The 19,743-nt window shown below is 65.5% G+C and carries 18 protein-coding genes and 1 pseudogene; 13 read left to right on the forward strand and 6 right to left on the reverse strand.

Annotation, left to right across the window (positions count from 1 at the left end):
* Nucleotides 1-26: 26 nt before the first annotated feature.
* From rlmD to EII26_RS03645, 3 genes and pseudogenes are all read left to right on the forward strand, one after another.
* The gene (gene rlmD, locus EII26_RS03635) at nucleotides 27-1,370 is read left to right on the forward strand and encodes a 23S rRNA (uracil(1939)-C(5))-methyltransferase RlmD (RefSeq protein ID WP_158612137.1); all 1,344 of its coding nucleotides are present in this window, start codon (nucleotides 27-29) and stop codon (nucleotides 1,368-1,370) included.
* A gap of 82 nt (nucleotides 1,371-1,452) precedes the next feature.
* Nucleotides 1,453-1,764, forward strand: a pseudogene (locus tag EII26_RS03640) (arsenate reductase family protein); the annotation flags it as partial.
* Between the two features lie 141 nt (nucleotides 1,765-1,905).
* On the forward strand, nucleotides 1,906-3,192 hold the full coding sequence (locus EII26_RS03645; protein WP_158612138.1) for a DUF2254 domain-containing protein: 1,287 nt from the start codon (nucleotides 1,906-1,908) through the stop codon (nucleotides 3,190-3,192).
* Nucleotides 3,193-3,278: 86 nt separating this feature from the next.
* On the opposite strand, the gene EII26_RS03650 is transcribed toward EII26_RS03645, so the two are convergent.
* Entirely contained in the window at nucleotides 3,279-4,658 is a 1,380-nt protein-coding gene (locus EII26_RS03650; protein WP_124887787.1) for a hypothetical protein, read from the reverse strand.
* Nucleotides 4,655-5,020 carry a hypothetical protein gene (locus tag EII26_RS03655; protein WP_124887788.1) on the reverse strand — a complete coding sequence of 122 codons (366 nt, stop codon included), beginning with the start codon at nucleotides 5,018-5,020 and terminating at the stop codon, nucleotides 4,655-4,657. The genes EII26_RS03650 and EII26_RS03655 overlap by 4 nt, the downstream gene beginning before the upstream one ends.
* A gap of 183 nt (nucleotides 5,021-5,203) precedes the next feature.
* Here EII26_RS03655 and EII26_RS03660 point away from each other — a divergent pair, with 183 nt between their 5' ends.
* Complete coding sequence (locus EII26_RS03660; RefSeq protein WP_124887789.1) at nucleotides 5,204-6,172, forward strand: ribokinase; 969 nt, start codon at nucleotides 5,204-5,206, stop codon at nucleotides 6,170-6,172.
* Between the two features lie 54 nt (nucleotides 6,173-6,226).
* A complete protein-coding gene (locus EII26_RS03665) occupies nucleotides 6,227-7,087 on the forward strand; it encodes an EFR1 family ferrodoxin (protein ID WP_124887790.1) in 861 nt (286 codons plus the stop codon).
* Between the two features lie 40 nt (nucleotides 7,088-7,127).
* Here the strand turns inward: EII26_RS03665 and EII26_RS03670 are convergent, their stop codons facing one another.
* The 3 genes from EII26_RS03670 to EII26_RS03680 all read right to left on the reverse strand — a co-directional run bounded on the left by EII26_RS03670 (nucleotide 7,128) and on the right by EII26_RS03680 (nucleotide 10,885).
* The gene (locus EII26_RS03670) at nucleotides 7,128-8,069 is read right to left on the reverse strand and encodes a ketopantoate reductase family protein (RefSeq protein WP_124887791.1); all 942 of its coding nucleotides are present in this window, start codon (nucleotides 8,067-8,069) and stop codon (nucleotides 7,128-7,130) included.
* Nucleotides 8,070-8,106: 37 nt separating this feature from the next.
* The gene (locus EII26_RS03675; RefSeq protein WP_199735048.1) at nucleotides 8,107-8,787 is read right to left on the reverse strand and encodes a peptide-methionine (S)-S-oxide reductase; all 681 of its coding nucleotides are present in this window, start codon (nucleotides 8,785-8,787) and stop codon (nucleotides 8,107-8,109) included.
* Between the two features lie 190 nt (nucleotides 8,788-8,977).
* A complete protein-coding gene (locus EII26_RS03680; protein WP_124887792.1) occupies nucleotides 8,978-10,885 on the reverse strand; it encodes a S9 family peptidase in 1,908 nt (635 codons plus the stop codon).
* A gap of 181 nt (nucleotides 10,886-11,066) precedes the next feature.
* Between EII26_RS03680 and EII26_RS13075 the strand changes: the two genes are divergently transcribed.
* The 8 genes from EII26_RS13075 to EII26_RS03710 all read left to right on the forward strand — a co-directional run bounded on the left by EII26_RS13075 (nucleotide 11,067) and on the right by EII26_RS03710 (nucleotide 18,308).
* Nucleotides 11,067-11,231, forward strand: a complete 165-nt coding sequence (locus tag EII26_RS13075; RefSeq protein WP_158612139.1) for a hypothetical protein — start codon at nucleotides 11,067-11,069, stop codon at nucleotides 11,229-11,231.
* A 44-nt stretch (nucleotides 11,232-11,275) separates the two neighbouring features.
* Nucleotides 11,276-12,451: a M20 metallopeptidase family protein gene (locus EII26_RS03685; RefSeq protein ID WP_124887793.1), complete on the forward strand. Its 1,176-nt coding sequence runs from the start codon at nucleotides 11,276-11,278 to the stop codon at nucleotides 12,449-12,451.
* Nucleotides 12,452-12,592: 141 nt separating this feature from the next.
* Nucleotides 12,593-12,742, forward strand: a complete 150-nt coding sequence (locus EII26_RS13080; RefSeq protein ID WP_158612140.1) for a hypothetical protein — start codon at nucleotides 12,593-12,595, stop codon at nucleotides 12,740-12,742.
* Nucleotides 12,724-13,650 carry an ABC transporter permease gene (locus EII26_RS03690; protein WP_124887794.1) on the forward strand — a complete coding sequence of 309 codons (927 nt, stop codon included), beginning with the start codon at nucleotides 12,724-12,726 and terminating at the stop codon, nucleotides 13,648-13,650. The genes EII26_RS13080 and EII26_RS03690 overlap by 19 nt, the downstream gene beginning before the upstream one ends.
* Entirely contained in the window at nucleotides 13,643-14,551 is a 909-nt protein-coding gene (locus EII26_RS03695; protein ID WP_124887795.1) for an ABC transporter permease, read from the forward strand. The genes EII26_RS03690 and EII26_RS03695 overlap by 8 nt, the downstream gene beginning before the upstream one ends.
* A 14-nt stretch (nucleotides 14,552-14,565) precedes the next feature.
* Nucleotides 14,566-15,558, forward strand: a complete 993-nt coding sequence (locus tag EII26_RS03700) for an ABC transporter ATP-binding protein (protein ID WP_124887796.1) — start codon at nucleotides 14,566-14,568, stop codon at nucleotides 15,556-15,558.
* A gap of 66 nt (nucleotides 15,559-15,624) precedes the next feature.
* Nucleotides 15,625-16,584 (forward strand): ABC transporter ATP-binding protein, encoded by a 960-nt coding sequence (locus tag EII26_RS03705; RefSeq protein ID WP_124887797.1) that lies wholly within the window; start codon nucleotides 15,625-15,627, stop codon nucleotides 16,582-16,584.
* Nucleotides 16,585-16,670: 86 nt separating this feature from the next.
* Nucleotides 16,671-18,308, forward strand: coding sequence for an ABC transporter substrate-binding protein (locus EII26_RS03710; protein ID WP_124887798.1), 1,638 nt, complete (start codon nucleotides 16,671-16,673; stop codon nucleotides 18,306-18,308).
* Between the two features lie 126 nt (nucleotides 18,309-18,434).
* Here the strand turns inward: EII26_RS03710 and hisS are convergent, their stop codons facing one another.
* On the reverse strand, nucleotides 18,435-19,700 hold the full coding sequence (gene hisS / locus EII26_RS03715) for a histidine--tRNA ligase (RefSeq protein ID WP_199735049.1): 1,266 nt from the start codon (nucleotides 19,698-19,700) through the stop codon (nucleotides 18,435-18,437).
* Nucleotides 19,701-19,743 lie beyond the last annotated feature (43 nt).

Genomic DNA, 19,743 nt, shown 5'->3' on the forward strand with positions numbered 1-19,743 from the left:
GCCGAAGATGAGGGGGAGTCTTGCGGGTGGAACGTCCAAGGACGGCGTCGGGGGAGACGTCGAGGTTCGAGATCGAGAGGCTGTCGAGTGACGGCAGCGGCATCGCGCGCACGGACCGCGGGGTGGTGTTCGTTTCCGGTGCCCTGCCGGGCGAGCAAGTCGACGCGGAGATCGTGCAGCGCCGAAAGGACTTCGCTCTGGCGCGCACCACCGCCGTGGTGCGTCCCTCGCCGGGGCGCGTCGTCCCGAGGTGTCCCGTCTTCGGGCAGTGCGGGGGCTGTCAGCTCCAGCACGTGGACTACCCGCTCCAGCTGTCGCTGAAAGCCGAGCTGGTCCGCGACGCCATGACGCGCATCGGGGGGTTCCCACCCGAGCTCTTCGAGGCATTGGAGTGCGTGCCCTCGCCTCTGCCCTGGGGATACCGCAACAAGGCGTCCTTTCCCGTGCAGTCGCTGCGGGGCCGGATCGTCACGGGGTTCTACCGGGCGGGGACCCACCGCCTGGTGCCGCTCAAGCGCTGCCCCGTCAATGCGGGCCCCCTCGACGCGCTCTACGGAACCGTCCTGAGGGCCCTGCCCTCGCTGCCCTTCTCGGGGTACGACGAGAGGACCCACGAGGGCAAGCTGCGCCATCTGGTGATGCGTGCGGGCCTGAATACGGGACAGACCCTGCTCTCCTTCGTCGTCAACGGACGCCTCGCGGCCAAGGGGATCAAGGCGCTGGTGGCCGCGGGGGCGTCGGGGCGTCCCACCACCCTCACGCTGAACCACAACTCCAAGCCGGGCAACGTCATCCTGGGCACCCACACCGAGCCGCTGATCGGGAGCGGCCGGATCGCGGAGCGGCTGGATGGCTGGACGCTCGAGTTCGACACCACGTCCTTCTTCCAGGTGAACACAGGCCAGACGGAGCGGCTCTTTCGATACGCGGCCGAGCAGGTCCGGGGGACGGACGTCCTGGAGCTCTACAGCGGCGTGGGGTCCCTGACCTGCTATCTGGCGCGCGGGGCGCGCGTGACGGCGGTGGAGGAATGGCGCAGCGCCGTGAAAATGGCGGAGCGGAACATGGAGGCCAACGGCCTGGAGGTCCGGACCCTCTGCGCCCGGGCCGAGGAGGCGGTGGGGGACCTGCACGGCTCCTACGGCACCGTGGTGGTCGATCCGCCCCGGGACGGCTGCGACCGTGCGGTGCTGGAGGCGATCCACGGCTTTCGCGTCCCGCGGGTGGTCTACGTCTCGTGCAACCCCGCGACCCTGGCCCGCGACGCCCGGATCCTGGCCGGACACGGGTACCGCCTGGCCTCCATCCGTTCCTTCGACATGTTCCCGCAGACGGTCCACGTGGAGACCGTGGCGGTGCTGGAACGGTAGGCCGCAGCTTCGAGCCCCATCATCATCAAAGGAGGAAGTTTGCATGCTGTTTCTCTGTCATCCCAAGTGAGGAACCTGTCGGAAGGCCAAGGCTTGGCTGGATGAAAAGGGTTTGGAGCACACGGTGCGGGATATCGTCCAGGACCCTCCGACGGCTGTGGAGCTGGCGGAGTGGCTAAGGCGGAGCGGGCTGCCCCTGGCGAGGTTCTTCAACACCAGCGGCATGGCCTATCGCGCGCTGGGGCTCAAGGACAGGCTGCCCGCGATGGGCGAGGCCGAGGCGCTCTCGGTCCTGGCGTCCGACGGGATGCTCGTGAAGCGTCCGCTGCTCGTCGCCGACAGGGCCGTCCTGATCGGGTTCCGCGAGGCGGCGTGGGCGGAGGCGCTGCTTTAGGGCGCTTGGGGGCTTGCCCTTGGTGCGGACGCGAGGTGCGCGGAGGCGGCCCCTCCGGAGGAGGACAATAGCCGACCGGAAGCGCGCCGTGCCGCTCTCGTACATCATTTTCCAGGAAAGAAGCGTTGCGCGATGATCAGGATGTTCGTCAAAAGAACGATCGAGAGGGTTCGGAACAGCATTTGGCTGTATCCGGTCCTCTACGGCACACTCTCCCTTTGTCTTGCCCTGGTGCTGGCCACCGTCGACAGCCGCGGCGGCGTCCCCTTGGGGGGGTATGCCCTTTTCTATACGACGCCGGAGCTGGCCCAGACCGTGTTGAGCATTGTCGCCGGTGCCTTCATCACCACGGCGATCTTCACCTTTTCGACGACCATGGTCGTCCTGACCATGTATTCCTCCCAATTCACTCCCCGCGTGGTGGAGAATTTCCTGGACAACAGGACCACGATGAAGTCCTTCGGGCTCTTCCTCGGCGGATTCGTCTATGCCGTGACCTCCCTCATGTTCATGGATGCGGGCCGGCAGAACGTCCGCGTTCTCGCTGCGGGGGCGGGGGTGCTCTACTCCATCGCGGGCCTGATCTATTTCCTCGTTTTCATCCACAACGTGTCGATGTTCATCCAGGTCGACAACCTGATCCTGAGGCTGCACAGGCAGGCGTTGGAGGAGATCGAACGGTACCGCACCTTCGTGGAGCGCTGCCGGGCGGTTCCGTCGTCGGTGGCGCAGGAAAGGCTGCGCCGCACCAGAGCTTTGTCCGTCCCCGGCTTGGCCGACGGCTTCATTCAGGAGATCGACCGGTCCAGGCTCGAGGAGATCGTGGAGGAACACTCCCTGAACGTCTGCATCCGAAAGCTCGTCGGACAGCCCGTATCCAGGGATACGGAGATCTTGACCCTCCACTCCGGCCAGGACGAGGATTTGGAGGACGACCTCGTCGAAAGGATACGGAGCTGCGTTCGGATAGGCAACAAGAGGACGCAGTCGCAGGACTTCGGCTTCGCAATCCAGAAAATCGTGGAGATCGCTCTGAAGGCCCTTTCGCCCGGAATCAACGATCCCAACACGGCGGTCCATTGCCTGAAGTTCATCGGGCTGTCGCTGCGCGAGGTGGCGGGACTGCGGGAGGGCTATCTCGTTCCGGAGGACATGGAGGGAGACGAATGCCTGTTTTTCAGGGCGCACGACCTTTCCGGTCTGCTGTTCGGGGCCTACCATCAGATTGTCCTGTACGGGAAGGGCGACGTGACCATCGCCATGGAGGTGCTGCGGTCCCTGCGTTCGATCAAGACGGGAGCCTCGGAAAGCGGCGTCCGTACCGTCGAGGAGTATGCGGCTTACCTCTTTGAAAAGTGGACGGCCTGCAAATATGACGAGCTGGAGATGGACAGGCTCCGTGAGGCGTATCGGGACCTGTTGAGCTGAGGGGGCGAAACGCCGCGCGGACGGATTGCCTTTGCCCTTCCTTCCGAGCGGCGGAAGGCCGGAAACGCGCCCTCCGCCGCTCGGGCTCACTTGCGTTTTCGAAGCGAAAGCCAGCGGTGGAGGACGTCGAGGGAGCTCCAAAGGTCCAGGCGGAGCCCCGTGACGAAGCAGTAGCTGGAGTTCCAGCCCGAGACGCCCGTCTCGGCGTCGCCGTTCATGTTGCGGTAGGAGAGGCAGGGCTGCCCCAGATTGCCGGGGTTGGCGATGGCCACCCCTTTGATCTCGTAGCCCCGCAGCCTCTCGTCCGTCCTGGTGAAGTACGTGTCCCGCGTCCCCCGGATCTCGATCTTCCGAGCTCCGTGCTCCTCGTCCCTGGGGATGGAGTAGGCGTGAAACGGAAAGACGCCCAGCCCCTCCAGAACGTTTTGGGCCGTGGTCCGGTACTGTTGTCCGAAGAGGACGGCGGAGGCCCCAGTGGCCAGGATCAGTTTGTTGTTCTGGACGCTCTTCAGGATCCCCTCCCGGAAGCCCGCGTTCGTCAGGATGCGTTCGGCGGTCGTATCGGCCAGGGCGTGGGGGAAATAGAGCATGTCGGCGGCCATCGGAAAGGGGTCGCGCGTGGGGTCGCAGGGGTGGGGGGTGCAGCCCATGGCGCGAAGGGCCTCGATGTTGCCCTCCCCCTCGAGCGAGATGTCCTGGCCTATGACGGCCACATTGAGGTGGCAGGACGGATATCTCAGCAGCTCCGGAGGCGTCCAGGGCTCGTTCAGGCGGGCCAGGGCCTCAATTACGGACCACTCGACCTGGCGGACGGCGCTTCCCAGCTGCAGGGACGCACTCTTCAGCTGAAGCAGCTTCATGGAGGCCCCGTGCGGGGCCAGCTCGATCAGCGCCGGCATGGCGCGCTCGACGTTCTTGGGGATGTAACCCAGGCTGAGGACGGGGGAGCGCCGGTTGTGCTCCTGTTCCAGGAGCTGGAAGTCCCTGGGGTTCTTGACCGAGGCCAGGAGCAGCCCCTGCACCCTGTCCCGAACGGCCTCGTTGAGCGACGCGAATACGGACAGCGTGCGATTTGTGGTCGCCACGGCGGAGGTCGAAGCGTTCAGGATCGGAAGGATGCCGCAGTCCAGGACCTTTGCGAGCTCCTGGGGCTCGGGGTAGGTCTGGAACGTCCTTTCGTCCACGGCCTTTCCCAGCGGCACGGAGACCACGTTGATGGCGTCGGGCGCGGCCCTGCGCTGAAAGAGGGTCTTGAGGTTCCGGCCGCTGCCGGCACTGTAGGTGTCGATGCAGCAAACGGGGGCGCCGGACAAAAGCTCCATCAGGCGCAGGTACTCCTCCCGCCGGCCGCTCATGAAGACGTTCACGCGCGCTCCGCGGCTGCGCAGGGCCTGGATGAGCAGGAGGGAGGCCGGTACGCTCTTCTCCCCGATTTCGTCGGCGATGATCAGGCGGGGAAGGTTCATGAACGCACCCCCGCGGCCGCGCTCTCCGGGCACGGCTCCATCGGATTGTTCTTCAGGCGGATCGGAAAGTCCCGAGCGTCGGTCGCGATGGTGACGGACCGGGAGCCCCGGTCCCGCAGGCGGCGGAACTCCACGATGCCGATCCGGTTTCCCCTCGGGACGGGAGCGCGGTCCCTACGGCCCTTCTCGGGGAGCAGCCAGCGTCCGCCGACCTTGAAGGACTCGAGAAGGATGGACGCGGCGCGAAAGCCGTGAGGGGCGACGCCATCCATTTCGACGGGGACGGTGCGGACGGATGGAGCCTGCCTGGAGCACGGTGCGTCGAAGTCGGGCGCCTGATACCGGGGGGGCTGAAAGGGCATTCAAATTCACCTCTGAACAGATATGGAGTCCTGTGTCGGCGACGATGGGGACGGAGGAGCGAGGGACCCTGCGCACTCGGCCGGAGGATTCCGTGTGTGGGGTGGGTGGTTCCTCGAGAAGCTTCCCCAAAGATATGGTATCATGACAAGATTGAAACCATCAAGCTGAAAGGGGTATTTTGTGTGGCCGCCATAGCAGTCGTCGGCTCTTTGAATATGGACCTGGTCATCCGGGCTCCGCGCCAGCCGCGTTTGGGGGAGACCCTTCTCGGGGGCTCGTTTGGCATGACCGGAGGAGGGAAAGGGGCCAATCAGGCCGTGGCCTGTGCCCGCCTCAGGGCCGAGTCCCACATGATCGGGTGCGTCGGAGACGACCATTTTGGCGCGAGGCTTCGGACGACGCTGACGGAAAGCCGGATCGGCTGCGACTGTCTCGAGACGCGCTCCGAGGCGGGGACGGGGGTCGCCGTCGTCACCGTGGCGGACGGGGGGGCCAGCACCATTGTGCTCTCCCAGGGGGCCAATGCCCTGCTCGACGAGGCGGTCCTGGAGCGGGCCAAGGAGCTGTTCAAAAAGGTCGACGCCGTTTTGTTCCAGCTGGAGAGCCCCCCCGAAGCCGTGGCCTTCGGGCTGAAGATGGCCCGTCGGACGGGGTGCCGGACCTTTCTGTCCGCGGACCCGCTTTTTCCGCTGCCCCCGGAGGCCTGGCACATGATCGACTGCCTGGTCCTGAACCAGACGGCCCTCGATTTCTACTCGCCGGGGCAATCGAGCGGGGACGCGGTTCCGGAGCGGAAGATCGCGGACCTCGCGCAGCAGCTCATCGCCCGGGGCGTCAAGACGGTGGTGGTGACCCGAAGCGCCCGCGGGGGGATGGTGTTCTCCCGGGGGAAGTCCTTTGACTTTTTGCCCTTCAAGGTACAGGCTCTGGACTCCACGGGAGCCCGGGATGCCTTTTGTGCCGCGCTGAGCGTGGGGATCTCGGAGGGGATGCCGATCGAGCGGGCGGTTCGCTTTGCCGCCGCGGCCGGGGCCCTCGCCTGTACGCGGTTCGGCGCCCAGCCCTCCATGCCCTGGCGGCACGAGGTGGAGGCCATGCTCGAGACGGATGGGGACCGCGGCGAAAGAGCTCCGGAGAGCGGAACCCGGTAGATATCCTCGAGGCCCGGGGCGCCGGGCCTTTCGTTTTTTCGAGGGGGAGTCGTGATGAAGCGATTCGAGAATCGGTCCTGCCCGGATCGGCCCGTTTCGTCCCACGGACGCTCGGGCTTGGTCCCCGGCGGCACGGTGGAGCTGTGCGTCTTCTCGGGGACGGGGAACAGCCTCATGATCGCCCGGGCCCTCGCCGATGCCCTGAGAGGAGAGGGGGTCTCCGCGAACCTGAGGGGGATGGAGGTCCCCCTGCCTCTTCTGGATCGGGGAACGGTCCTGGGGCTCGTCTTTCCCGTCGCGTGCTTTTCGACGTATCCGACGGTCTGGCGCTTCATACGGGCGCTTCCCCCCGGGGAGGGGCGGGATGTGTTCATCGCCGGGACCATGGGCGGCTACTCCGGAGGGATGCAGGCGCCCATGGGCGAGGTCCTGAGGGCGAGGGGGTACCGGCCCGTCGGGGCCCGTTTCTTCGTGATGCCCGGAAACTACGACAACCGGACGATGCCGACGGAGCGGAACGCGGCGCGGGTCGCCAGGGCGATGGAGGACCTCCGGCAGTTCGCCTCCGAGCTCGTCCGGGGCGAGGCCTCGGTCCGGTGCGGGATACCGCTGCTCTCCCGGTTCCTGTATCGCCTGTCCCAGACCCGGCGGCCGTGGGACTTTTTCTACAGGCTCTATCCGATCGCGGTCGACGGGGAGCGGTGCGTCCGGTGCGGCTGGTGTGCGGAGCACTGTCCCGAGGGGGCCATCACGATGGACCCCCTGCCGGCGATCGACCCGAAGGTCTGCCAGTCCTGCCAGCGCTGCATCGGCTTCTGTCCGGTCGGCGCGCTACACGTGCCCGGCAAGCCCGCGGAGCCCTACAGGGCGATGAGCCGGGAGGAGTTCGAGCACGATCTCCGGGGCTTCGGATAAAGGGCGGGGGACCGTGTCCCGGTCCCCCGTGCGGTGCGTTTCAGCTCGTTCTGCAGCAGGTTTTGAGCCCCTCGTAGAAGGTCTCGTAGGTCGGGGCGGGGACGCCCCTGGCCCGGCCCTCGCGGCAGACGTGCCCCACCAGAAACTCCAGCTCCGTGACCCTTCCCTGTTCCTGGTCGAGCTGCATGGAGGTCTTCGTTCCGGGGGCGAAGCCCCGGGCCTTCTCGAGCGTCAGGTTTCCGATGTTCTCCGGCAGGTTCGTCCCCAGGGCGCGGGCCAGGTCCTCGGCCTCGCGGATCATGTCGATGACCGCCCCTCGTCCCGCCGGGTCGTCGAGCACCTCGTCGATGCTCTTGCGGTAGTACGTCGTGGCGGCCGCCAGGGGGGAGAGGAACAGGAACTTTGCCCACATCTCCACGTCGATGCGTTCCGTGAGGGTGACCTGAATGCCGCTGCGCTTGAGGACCTGTTCCAGGTCCGAGTGGCGCATGCGGTTCTCCGCCTCGCTGATGCCCTGTTTGCCGAAGATCAGGCGCTGCACGGCGCCCACCTGGCGGACGGCCCCGGGGGACACGATGTGCGAGGAGACGTAGATGCACCCGCCGAGGAGGTCGCAGGGCGGCAACGTCTTTTCGAGCGCTCCGAGGGCGGATACGCCGTTGAGCAGCGGGACGACGCGGGTGGAGGGCGCAACGAGCGGCGCGGTCGCCTGGGCCGCCTTCTCGAGCTGATGTCCTTTGGTGGCGAAGAGCAGGACGTCGGCGGTGCCCGCCTCCGCGGCGTCGCACGTCGCGAGCGAGGGCCGGACGACGATCGTCCCGTCCTGGGCCGTCAGGCTGAGGCCGTTCTCCCGGACGTTTTTCAGGGTCTCGCCCCGGCACCAGAAGACGACCCGATGCTCCGGATCGTCCGCCATGGCGGACGCCAGGCGACCGCCCACGATGCCTCCGACTCCGCCCAATCCGACGACGACGATTTTCATGACGGTTGTTCTCTCCTTCCTTAAGGGGACGCGGCCCTCATGGGTATGTGGCCTGGTCTCCAAGGTGCTGCAAAGTCAAGACCGCTTCGGGACTGAGACCGTAGAGGTCGATGCTCTCCGGCAGGGATCGCAGGGCCGGTGCCGGGGCCTGTCCCAGAAGGCCGTTCAATCGGGCGGCCGAAGTCGAGCGGAGCAGGTCCTCCTCGGTGCCGTACAGCGCCAGCAGTTCCTCGAAGAGCCAGGGCTCGCGGCGCAGGTGATGCTTCTGGAGCCGGGGTTCCGCGCGGTAGAAGGTCTTGAAGGGCACGATGTGCGCCCTGGGATAGTCCTTCCCGCAGAGGGCGTTGCGTTCGACGGCCGCCTGGGCCAGACGCCGTTCCTTCACGTCCCGAACGAAGATGCGGGGCGCCCGGCGCGGCGAGGTCTCCAGGGGCGAGGCACAGTACCAGTACATGAAGAGCTCCAGAAGCTGTCCGTAGCTGATTGCCCCGGGGTCGTACTCCGCCATCACGGCCTCGGTGTGGTCGCCGACATCGTCGTAGGTGGGGGAGGGGAAAGCTCCGCCCGCGTAGCCCACGCAGGTATGCCAGACCCCCCGCGTGATGCCGAGCCGCGCCTCCGAGCTCTTGAAACACCCCATGGAAAACAGCGCCACCTCGAGCCGAGCCGGCGCCATCGCGTCGATGCGTGGACTTCTTTCGGACAGTATCGTCCTCACCAAACCGTCACTCCCAACTTTTTTGTCCCGGGAACGTCCGGGCGAGGCGGCAGCCCGCCCGTTTCAATCCCGCCCCCATTATCGCGCAGCGTGCCGGACGCGTCATCGTCATATCCCGCATCGGGACGACGGAAAGGAGAATGCGCAAGATGCCGAAGGGGGGCGCCCCATCCGGCATCTTGCGGAAGCCTCAGCGCAGGTCCAGGTGCTTCTTGAGGAAATCGCCCATCTCGCGGTAGAAGTCGAAGCGGTTCTCCTCGTTGCGGAACCCGTGTCCCTCGTTGTCCTTCACCATGTAGACGACGTCCTTGCCGGCCTTGCGGACGGCCTCGACGATCTGATCGGACTCCGAGCGCTTGACCCGAGGGTCGTTGGCGCCCTGGGCCACGAAGAGCGGGATCCGGATCCTGTCCGCGTGGAAGACGGGCGATATCGCCTCCAGCAGGGCCTTGTCCTTCTCGGGATGCCCGATCTCCTCGTACTCCATCTCCCGGAAGGGCTCCCAGTAGGGCGGGATGCTCTCGAGCAGCGTGAAGATGTTGGACGGCCCGACGTAGCTGACCGCGCAGGCGTAGAGGTCGGGCGTGAAGGCCGCGCCGGCCAGGGCCGCGTAGCCGCCGTAGCTCCCGCCGTAGATGGCCAGGCGCTTGGGGTCGGCGATGCCCCGTCCGATCAGCCATTCGACGCCGTCCGTGATGTCGTCCTGCATGGCGCGCCCCCACTGCTTGAAACCCGCCTGCCAGAACTTCTTTCCGTAGCCGGTGGAGCCGCGGAAGTTCACCTGCAGCACCGCCGCGCCGCGGTTGGCCAGGAACTGCGCCTCGGAGTCGAAGCCCCAGGTGTCCCGTGCGCTGGGGCCCCCGTGGGGGATCACCACGACGGGGAGGTCCCTGGAGGCGACCCCCAGGGGAAGGGTCAGGTAGCCGTGGATCGTCAGGCCGTCGCGGGAGGTGTATTGTATCGGCCGCATGGGGGCCATGGTGTTCTCCTTGAGCCAGGGCGAGTGGTCCGCCAGCTTCGTCAGGCTGTTGCTCTCCCGGTCGAAGAGGTAGGAGCCGCCGCGCGTCCGGTCGCCGTAGACCCTGACGATGACCCTCCGTTCGGCGTCGTCCATGTCGGTGACGGCGACCTCGTGGTCCGGGAAGAACTTCTCCAGGGTGTTCTGGAGCTCCTCCCGGTCCTTGTCGAAGAAATGGTAGCGGCTCCTGTCCGTGGTGTAGACGGCCCCCGTGACGACCTTTCTCTTTTTGGAGGAGATCAGGCTCGACACGTCTACCTCGGGGTGCTCGAAGACCAGGGAGAGCGTCTTGTTCGCGTCGGGGTCGAAGGTGTAGATGGCGATCTTGTCCCGATCGAGGTTCGAACCCACGTAGAGGAGCCTGTTGTCGTAGCTGAACATCAGGGGAAAGAAGGAGTCCTTGAAGTTGGTGGTGACCAGGGTCTTGAACTCGTCCTTCTCCGTGGGGCGATAGAGGAGCGACGCGTTGACGCCGTCCGTCTCGTAGGCCGCCCGGAGCCTGCCCTCGTGGTCGGTCATCCAGCCCGTGATGTTGCCGGGGTTCTCGGCGATCCGCGTCAGCTCGCCCGTGGCGAGCGTGCAGCGGTAGACGTCGAAGACCTCGGGGTTGCGCCGGTTCATCTCCAGGAGCATGTGCTCCGGATCCTCCTCCAGGTCGTCCAGCACCCCGGCCCGGACGCCGTCGAAGGGCGTGAGGTCCCGCGAGGCCTTGCCCTCGATGTCCGTCAGGTACACGTGGAAGTTCTCGTCCCCGCCCTTGTCCTGCATGTACACGATGCGGTCGCTGCCCTTCCAGAAGAAGCCCGCGATGTCGCGCTCCGTCGCGCCCGTCACGCGCCTCTCGTCGCCCGTGGCGATATCCCGGACGTAGACGTTCATCCGGCGCTCCCAGGGCTTGGCGAAGGCCAGCCTGGTGCCGTCGGGGGAGAGCGCGAAGGCGCCGACCTCGGGGTTCCGGAAGAAATCCTCCATCGGAAAGAGGGGCGGAACCCCCCCGCTTTCCGCGGCACACGCCGCACCCGAAACGGTCAGAACGCAGCTCAGGACAAAACCCAGGGAAAGCAGACCCGCAAAGCTCATGAACGAGACCTCCTGCAAAAATGGCGAAGATGGGCGTGCGCCGGCGGCGCGAGGAGGGGAGCGCTTGGCCGCGCCCCCCTCTTGCGTCCTGACGCATCTCTGCTACTCTACAGGTTGGGATGTTTCGTGCCATGAGTTTTTATGCGGAACTTCCGCGAAAAAAAGGCGGGGGGCGATCGATATGACGATGGGGATGCCCGTTCCCGCGGCGGTGCTTTTCGGCTGCGCCGCGGTCATGGTCGTGATGGCGACGCGGCGCTGGCGGGCCGGATGGCGGGGCCGCGCCCTGCTGAACCTTATGATGGCCTTGTTTATGGCGATCTTTGCCTGGGGATACCTGGGGTAGCCTTGCCCAACAGGCATAATTCTTGGAGGGGTGTTGATTTGGATATGGACGTCAAAAAAAGGGCCTCGGAGCTGAACGACTACGCCGTGGAGCTCCGCCGGGAGCTGCATGCCCACCCGGAGCTGGAGCACGATCTTCCCTTCACGGAGGGAGTGATCGTTCGGGAGCTGGAGAAGCTGAAGCTCGACGAGCTGCGCCCGGGGCTGGGACGAGGCCATGGGGTCTGCGCCACCCTGGTGGGGGGCAGGCCGGGGAGGACGCTGGCGCTGCGCGCGGACATGGACGCGCTGCCGGTGAAGGAGGAGACGGGCCTGCCCTTCGCCGCCACGAACGGGTGCATGCACGCCTGTGGGCACGACGCCCACGTGGCGATGCTGCTGACCGCGGCGCGGCTGCTCGCCGAGTCCCGGTCCGAGCTGGCGGGGTCGGTGCGCTTCATCTTTCAGCCCGCTGAGGAGACCGTCGCGGGTGCCGTCTCCATGATCGAGAGCGGTGCGCTGGACAAGGTGGACGCGATCATCGGGCTCCACACCGGAAGCATCTGGGAGGGGCTCGAGCCCGGCCAGGTCGGCTGGCGGGTGGGCCCCATGATGGCCTCGACGACGACGATCAAGGTGGAGCTCCAGGGCCGGGGCGGGCACGGGGCCACGCCCCAGTTTACGGTGGACCCGATCGTGATGGCGGCGGAGGTCGTCTCCCAGCTCCAGACCCTGGTGAGCCGCGAGATCAGCCCCTTCGAGCCGGCCGTCGTCACCTTCGGCAGGATCGCGGGCGGCCGCGCCCACAACATCATCGCCGACACCTGCGAGCTCTTCGGGACGATGCGCTGCTTCAACACGAGGACCGACGCCTTTCTCAAGGAGCGTATCACCGCGACGGTCGAGGGCGTGGCGGCCTCCATGCGCGGCCGCGGGACGGTGACCTTCAGCGGGCACCTGCCCCCCGTGCTCAACGACGAGGCGATCGCCCTGAAGATGCGGGACGTGGTGAGGGAGACCCTGGGCGAGGGTGCGGAGCGCGAGGTCGCCCTGCCCTCCTCCGGCGCGGAGGACTTCGCCGAGTACCTCCAGAAGGTGCCGGGCGCGTTCTTCTACCACTGCTCCACCTTCGGCGACGAGCGCGACTACCCGCACCACAACGCCCGCTTCGACGTCAACGAATCCGTGCTCTGGACCGGCGCCGCCGCGATGGCCGCCTTCGCCCTCAAGTGGCAGGGGTGAGCTGCAGGCAGGGGATCGGGGCGAACTGCGGGGAGTGACGACGGAGGACGAGGAAAGCGCGCCCTCAAGGGGGCTGGATGCCTCAAGAGCCCTGAAACATCTGAAGGTGTTTGGTAAGCGAATCGGCTGAAGGCCTGGATCATGAAGTTCTTCGTCGTCCTGGCGCGGGAACGCGCCGGAGGAGAGGCGGCGGCGTTTCCGGCAACGGTGAGGGGAACGCCGCTCTGTTGGGCGTTCCATAAGCAGAAGGCACGAAAGGGGGAGGTGTTGCCTTGTTCTCTTACATTTTGAGAAAGGTTTTGTACACGATCCCGGTCCTGTGGGGGGTCGTCACGGTGGTGTTCCTGGTCGTCAACATCGTTCCGGGGGACCCCGTCACGATCATGACGGGACAGCGTGGGGACGAGCAGACTCTCGCCAAGATCCGTGCGGACATGGGGCTCGACCTTCCGATCGGTCGTCAGTATCTCCGTTTCATCGGGCAGCTCTGCTGCGGAGACCTGGGGACATCGTACCGCAACAACGAGCCGGTGACCTCGGCGATTGCGTCCCGTTTCGGGGCGACGGCCAAGCTGGCCTCGGGGGCTCTGCTTCTGGGCACCCTGCTGGGGGTCGGTGCTGGGGTTCTATCCGCAGTAAGGAAGTACTCGGTCTTCGACTATACCGCGATGCTGGTTGCCGTGGCGGGAGTGAGTGCGCCCGTATTCTGGGTGGGACTGCTCCTGCTCCTGCTCTTCGCCTACACCCTGGGCTGGGTTCCGGGTGTGGGCTACGGCGACGGCTCCTTCAAGTACCTGATTCTGCCCATGGTCACCCTCGGGGTCCGTCCTGCCGCCCTGACGGCGCGTCTGTCGCGGTCCTGTATGCTCGAGGTCCTGAGCCAGGATTATGTGCGCACGGCCAAGGCCAAGGGGCTGAGGAGGTTTACCGTGGTGGCCCGTCACGCTCTCAAGAACGCCATGATCCCGGTCGTTACGGTGATCGGGACGCAGATCTCCTCGCTCCTGTCCGGTGCGGTCCTCACGGAGAGCATCTTTGCCTGGCCCGGAGTGGGAAGGCTTTCTGTGGACTCGCTTCTGGCCAGGGACCTGCCCATGATCCGCGGCGTGGTGGTCTTCATGGCCGTGACCTTCCTTGTCACCAATCTGCTGGTCGACATCTCCTACGCCTTTCTTGATCCGAGGATCCGCTATGAGTGACCGGACGGAGCGAGGCACCGCGCCGAGAAGGGGCGCGGTCGGCAACCTGTGGTACGAGGCCTGGCTGCGTTTTCGCCGCAACCGGCTGGCGATGCTGGGGCTGTTCATGATCGTTTTTCTTCTGCTGGTGGCGGTCCTGGCCCCTTACGTGGCGCCTTATGATCCTTACAAACAGCTGCTCTGGACCGAGGGGGCCAAGGCGAAGCTGGCGGCGCCCTCTCTGGGGCATCTCATGGGGACGGATGCCTATGGCCGCGACATCCTGAGCCGTGTCATTCACGGTTCGCGCCTCTCACTCCAGATCGGACTTCTGGCTACCTTGGTCGCCTTGGCGGTCGGAGTGCCGCTCGGTGCTGTGGCGGGGTACTTCGGGGGCGTCGTGGACGATCTCATCTCGTGGCTGCTCAACGTGATCTTCGCCTTTCCCTTCATGCTCTTCGTCCTGGCTATCGTGGCGGTGCTCAACAATCCCAGCATGATCGTCGTGTTCACGGCCATAGGCCTGGTGAGCTGGGTTCAGATAGCCAGGGTGACGCGGGCGCAGTTTCTGTCACTGAGGGAGAGGGAGTACGTCGAGGCCGCACGCGCTCTGGGGCTTCCCGTCAGGACGATCCTCTTCAAACATATCCTGCCGAACACCCTGGCGCCCGTGATCGTTCAGGCGACCTTGGGCATCGGGGGCATCATCCTGACGGAGGCGGGGTTGGCCTTTCTTGGGTTCGGGGCTCAGCCGCCCACTCCCAGCTGGGGGCTCATGGTCTCGGACGGTCAGCAGTATCTGGCGACGGGACAGTGGTGGTGGGCCGTCTTTCCCGGCCTTGCCATCATGTACACGGTGCTGGCGTTCAACTTTCTGGGGGACGGTCTGCGCGACGCGCTTGATGTCCGTCTGAAGCGCTAGTGGAGGGGTTCGGTATGTCCTTACTTGAAATTTCCGATCTCAAGACGTATTTCGACACCGATTCCGGTCTGGTCCGTGCCGTCGACGGGGTCTCCCTCTCGCTGGAACGGGGGCAGACGCTGGGTATCGTGGGGGAATCCGGATGCGGCAAGAGCGTTCTTTCTCTCTCCGTCATGCGGCTTTTGCCGGAGCCCTCGGGGTATGTGGAGGCCGGGACGATCACCTTCGACGGGATGGATGTCCTGGGGCTGGACGAGTCCGCCATGTGCGGCGTCCGCGGCAACCGGATTTCGATGATCTTTCAGGAGCCCATGACCAGTCTGAATCCCGTGATGACCGTCGGGGAACAGATCATGGAGCCCCTGATGCTGCATCGGGGCATGAGCCGCCGCGGGGCCTGCGCGGCTGCTGCGGAGATGCTGGCCAAGGTCCGGATCGCGGAGCCCGAGCAGCGTATGCGGGAGTACCCGCACCAGCTTTCCGGCGGCATGCGTCAGCGCGTGATGATCGCCATGGCCCTGGTGTGCAGTCCGGCCCTGCTGATCGCGGACGAACCGACGACCGCGCTGGACGTGACGGTTCAGGCCCAGATCCTGCGCCTGATGAACGACTTGAAACAGGAGACGGGGACCTCAATCCTCTTCATCACGCACGACCTCGGCGTCATCGCACAGATGGCGCAGCGCGTTTTGGTGATGTACGCGGGCCGGGCGGTGGAGGAGCAGGATGCGGTCCCCCTGTTTCGGAGCCCGCTGCACCCTTATACGCGCGGTCTGATGCGCGCCATCCCCGCTCTTGGGGGAGGGCAGAAGCGACTCGCCACGGTGCCGGGCGTCGTCCCCAGTCCTCTGAAGCGCATCGACGGCTGTCGATTTCACAACCGTTGTCCCCTTGCCTTTGACCTGTGCCGGAGCGAGGAGCCGCCGCTCTTCGGGTTCGAGAAGGGGGCTGCCGTCCGGTGTTGGCTGCATCGCGACGGCCGTCATGATTTTTCGGGGTGTGTCTAGCGTAGCTGCGGGCCCGTGGGGGAGGAGGCGCCGGTCTCGGCACGGTTCGGAAAAGGGGGAGGGAATATGTACCTGGATGTCCAGGGGCTGAAGAAGTATTTTCCGATATGCAAAGGGGTTTTCCGCAGGGTTGCGGGGCAGGTTCGGGCGGTCGATGGGGTGTCGTTCTCGGTGGAGAAGGGGCGTACGCTTGGCATCGTAGGGGAGTCCGGATGCGGAAAGACCACGGTTGGCCGGACTCTGATCCGTCTGATGGAGCCCACCGGGGGCAGCGTTCGTCTCGAGGGACGTGACGTGGGGGAACTGCTCCGTGAGCGGCCTAAGGATCTGCGCAGGCGGATGCAGATAATCTTCCAGGATCCCTATGGGAGCCTCAACCCCCGTCTCACGGTCAACGAGATCGTCGGGGAGGGAATCCGTTTCCATGGGCTGGCCGGGTCGGGGAATCTGGAGCGCAGCGTCGTCGCGGCGCTGGAGCAGGCGGGCCTTCAGCCGGAGCACCGATTCCGCTACCCCCATGAGTTCAGCGGGGGGCAGCGTCAACGCATCTGCATCGCGCGGGCCATAGCCGTGGACCCGGAGATCGTGGTCTGCGACGAGCCGGTCTCGGCGCTCGACGTCTCCATCCAGAGTCAGGTGCTGAACACGCTGAAGGACCTCCAGGAGCTTCGGGGCCTGACCTACATTTTCATCACGCACGACCTGTCCGTCGTGCGGTTCATAGCCGATCGTGTGGCCATCATGTACCTGGGCAAGCTCGTGGAGATCGCCCGGACGGAGGCCGTCTTTCGGAATCCCCTGCACCCCTACACACAGGCGCTCCTCGCGTCGGTTCCCATCCCGGATCCGTTGCGGAGGATGGAGCCCGAGCTGTTGGAGGGCGACATCCCCTCGCCGGTGTCCCCTCCTTCGGGCTGCCGCTTTCATACGCGCTGTCCCCGGGCCATGGACGTCTGTTCCTCCAGGGAGCCATCTTTGACGGACTGCGGAGAAGGGCATGAGGTCGCGTGTTTCCTCCTTTCGTGAGGTTTTTTTTCGGTGCCCTTGGGAAGGTGTTTGTTCTGTGCTAAAATCTATGAAAATTGAATCATCATATTTCAGGAGGGAGAAGCATGAGAAAAAGCGGTAGGATCCTTTTGGCTGCACTGGTCTTTGGGTTTTTCTTCGTTGCCTGCGGTGTGGGGTGGGCTGCCGGGGCCGAGCCCCGGTACGGCGGGGTACTTACGTGGCGGCTGATCAACGAGCCGCCGGCACTGGATCCGGCGCATTCCGACATCACCACCTCCGCGCGCGGGACCAACCTGTTCTGCGAGCCTCTGGTCGACCTCGATGATGATGGAATGCAGGTCGTTCCCGCCCTGGCCGAATCCTGGGATGTGAATGGGGACTCCACCATGTGGACGTTACGCCTCCGCAAGGGCGTCAAGTTCCACAAAACCGCCTACAAAGGGGAGCCGACCGCCAACGGGGGGCGCGAGCTCACGGCGTCGGACGTCAAATACTCGTTCGAGCGTCTGATTCGCGAAAAATCCGCCCGTGCCTACTTTCTGAACTGCATCGAGGGGTATCAGGATTACTTCGACGGCAAGGCCAAGGAGTGGGCGGGCATCCAGGTCGTGGACGACCATACGGTGCGTTTCACGCTCTCCGCGCCCTATGCGCCGTTCCTGGCGGCACTCAGCTACACCGCCTACTGCATCGTCCCGCACGAGGACGCGGAGAAGCTGGGCAAGGACTTCAACTTCCGGCCCGTCGGGACCGGGCCCTTCGTGGTTTACGACTGGCAACACGACAACAAGGTGACCTTCAGGAGAAATCCGGACTACTGGATGAGGGATTCGGCGGGCCGGGCACTTCCCTATCTGGACGGGGTGGAGCTGGTCGTCGTTCCGGACAGCAGCGTGGCCTATCTGGAGTTCCGCAAGGGGAACCTGGATGTCCTCTCCGATGTCCCCACCGAGTTCTATGACGAGATCTCGAAGAACTACAAGGACCGTTTCCAGATGCGTCCGACGCTGGTGACCCAATACTACGGCATGGCGGTGGAGAAGAAGCCGTTTGACGACGTGAGGGTGCGCCGGGCGATCAACTACGCGGTGAACCGCAAGGCGATCAACGAACTGGTCATGAGCAACGTGTTCATCGAGGGCAAGGGGGTTCTGCCCCCCGGGATGCCGGGGTACAACCCCGACCTCAAGTCCTACGGCTACGATCCGGACAAGGCGAGGGCGCTGCTGAAGGAGGCCGGATACGAGAAGGGGCTCTCCGTGACGCTCCAATACAACAACAACCCCCGCCACAAGCTGATCGGCGAGGCCGTTCAGGCACAGTTTGCGGAGGTCGGCATCAAGCTGGAGCTGCAATCCTCCGAGCTGGGGGCGCATTACGACGGGGTTCGCCGCGGGGACGTCCCCTTCTTCCGTGCGGCGTGGTCGGCGGATTATCCGGATCCGGACAACTTTCTGTACAACCTGTTCTGCTCCGACAACTTCGGCCCCAAGGGCAACTATGCTCGCTACAAGAACGATGACGTGGATGAGTGGCTGAAGGAGGCCCGGACGATCTCGGACCCGCAGCGGCGCGTGGAGCTGTACCGCAAGGCGGAGCAGCAGATTGTGGACGACGCTCCCTGGGTGTTTCTGTTCTACGACACCACGAACCTAGTGGCGGGACCGAAACTGCATGACATCAAGCTGTCGTTCATCGGCGAACATAACACCTCTCTGACCGCGGTCTGGAAGGATGAGTGAGCCTGGGGGGCCGTCCCCGTGGACGGGAAGGGCGGAAACGGACGAGCAAATCCCCCCGCTCAAGGCAACAAAATTGAAAGGTGCCGGCGCCAACGAGGTGCCGGCACCTTTCAATTGGACTCGAGACTATTTCTCGTCCGTTGCGATGAACTCCGGCACGGCCTCGGACGCCAGGGAGACCTGGGATCCGTCGGCCATGTTCTTGACGGTCACCGTGCCCTTCTCCATCTCCTCGGGGCCGATGATGCAGGCCCAGGCGGCGCCGGAGGCGCCCGCGCTCCTCATCTGGGACTTGAAGCCGCGCGCGGCGGCGTCCTGTTCGGCGGCGATCCCGTGCTGCCGCAGCCGGTGCGTCAGCACCTGGACGGCGCTCCGGGCGGATTCGTCAAGGGCCACAGCATAGACCTTCGCCGAGGGGGCGCGGCCGAAGGAGCAGCCCTGCTCCTCCATCACGAGGACGATGCGGTCGAGCCCGCCCGCGAAGCCCACGCCCGGCAGGCGGGGCCCGCCGATGGCCTCGGACAGGTTGTCGTAGCGCCCGCCCCCGCAGACGGCGTTCTGCGCTCCGAGGTCGCCGGAGAGGATCTCATAGGCCGTCTTGGTGTAGTAGTCGAGCCCGCGCACCAGGCGCTTGTCCAGCCGGTAGGGGAAGTTCAGGCGCTCCAGCCCGGAGCGGACCTCCCGGAAGTGGTCCCGGCACTCCGGGCAGAGGTGGTCGTGGATGGACGGGGCGGCGTCCGCGACGGCCCCGCAGGAGGGGCTCTTGCAGTCCAGGATGCGCAGGGGGTTGCGCTCCATGCGTCCCACGCAGGTCTCGCAGAGCTCGCCCCTGCGGGCCTCGAAGTGCTCCAGCAGCGCCCTGCGGTAGACGGGGCGGCAGACGGGGCACCCCACGGAGTTCAGGACCGCCTCCAGGTTCTTCAGCCCCAGCCGCCGGAAGATCTCCGCGGACAGGTCGATGATCTCGACGTCCGCGACGGGGCCGGGGATGCCCAAAAACTCCGCGTCGATCTGATAGAACTGGCGGTAGCGTCCCTTCTGGGGGCGCTCGTAGCGGAACATGGGCCCCCAGCACCACAGCTTGGCGAAGGCTCCCTGGGCGCAGAGCCCGTGCTCCAGCGCGGCGCGCACCATGCCCGCCGTGGCCTCCGGACGCAGGGTGACGCTGCGGTCCCCCCGGTCGACGAAGGTGTACATCTCCTTCTCCACGATGTCCGTGGTCTCGCCGACTCCGCGGGAGAACAGCTCCGTGTGCTCGAACAGGGGCAGATGGACCTCCGCGCAGCCGAAATCGGTCATCGTCTCGGCCGTCGTCCTCACCACGTAGGCCCACTTCCACGACTCGTCGGGCAGGATGTCCCGTACGCCTCTGGGCGCCTTGATGTCCATCACGAACCAACCCCGTTTCCTTGCATTTTCGTAAAAAATGAATGGC

Source organism: Fretibacterium sp. OH1220_COT-178, from assembly GCF_003860125.1.
In the GTDB taxonomy this organism is placed as follows: domain Bacteria; phylum Synergistota; class Synergistia; order Synergistales; family Aminobacteriaceae; genus CAJPSE01.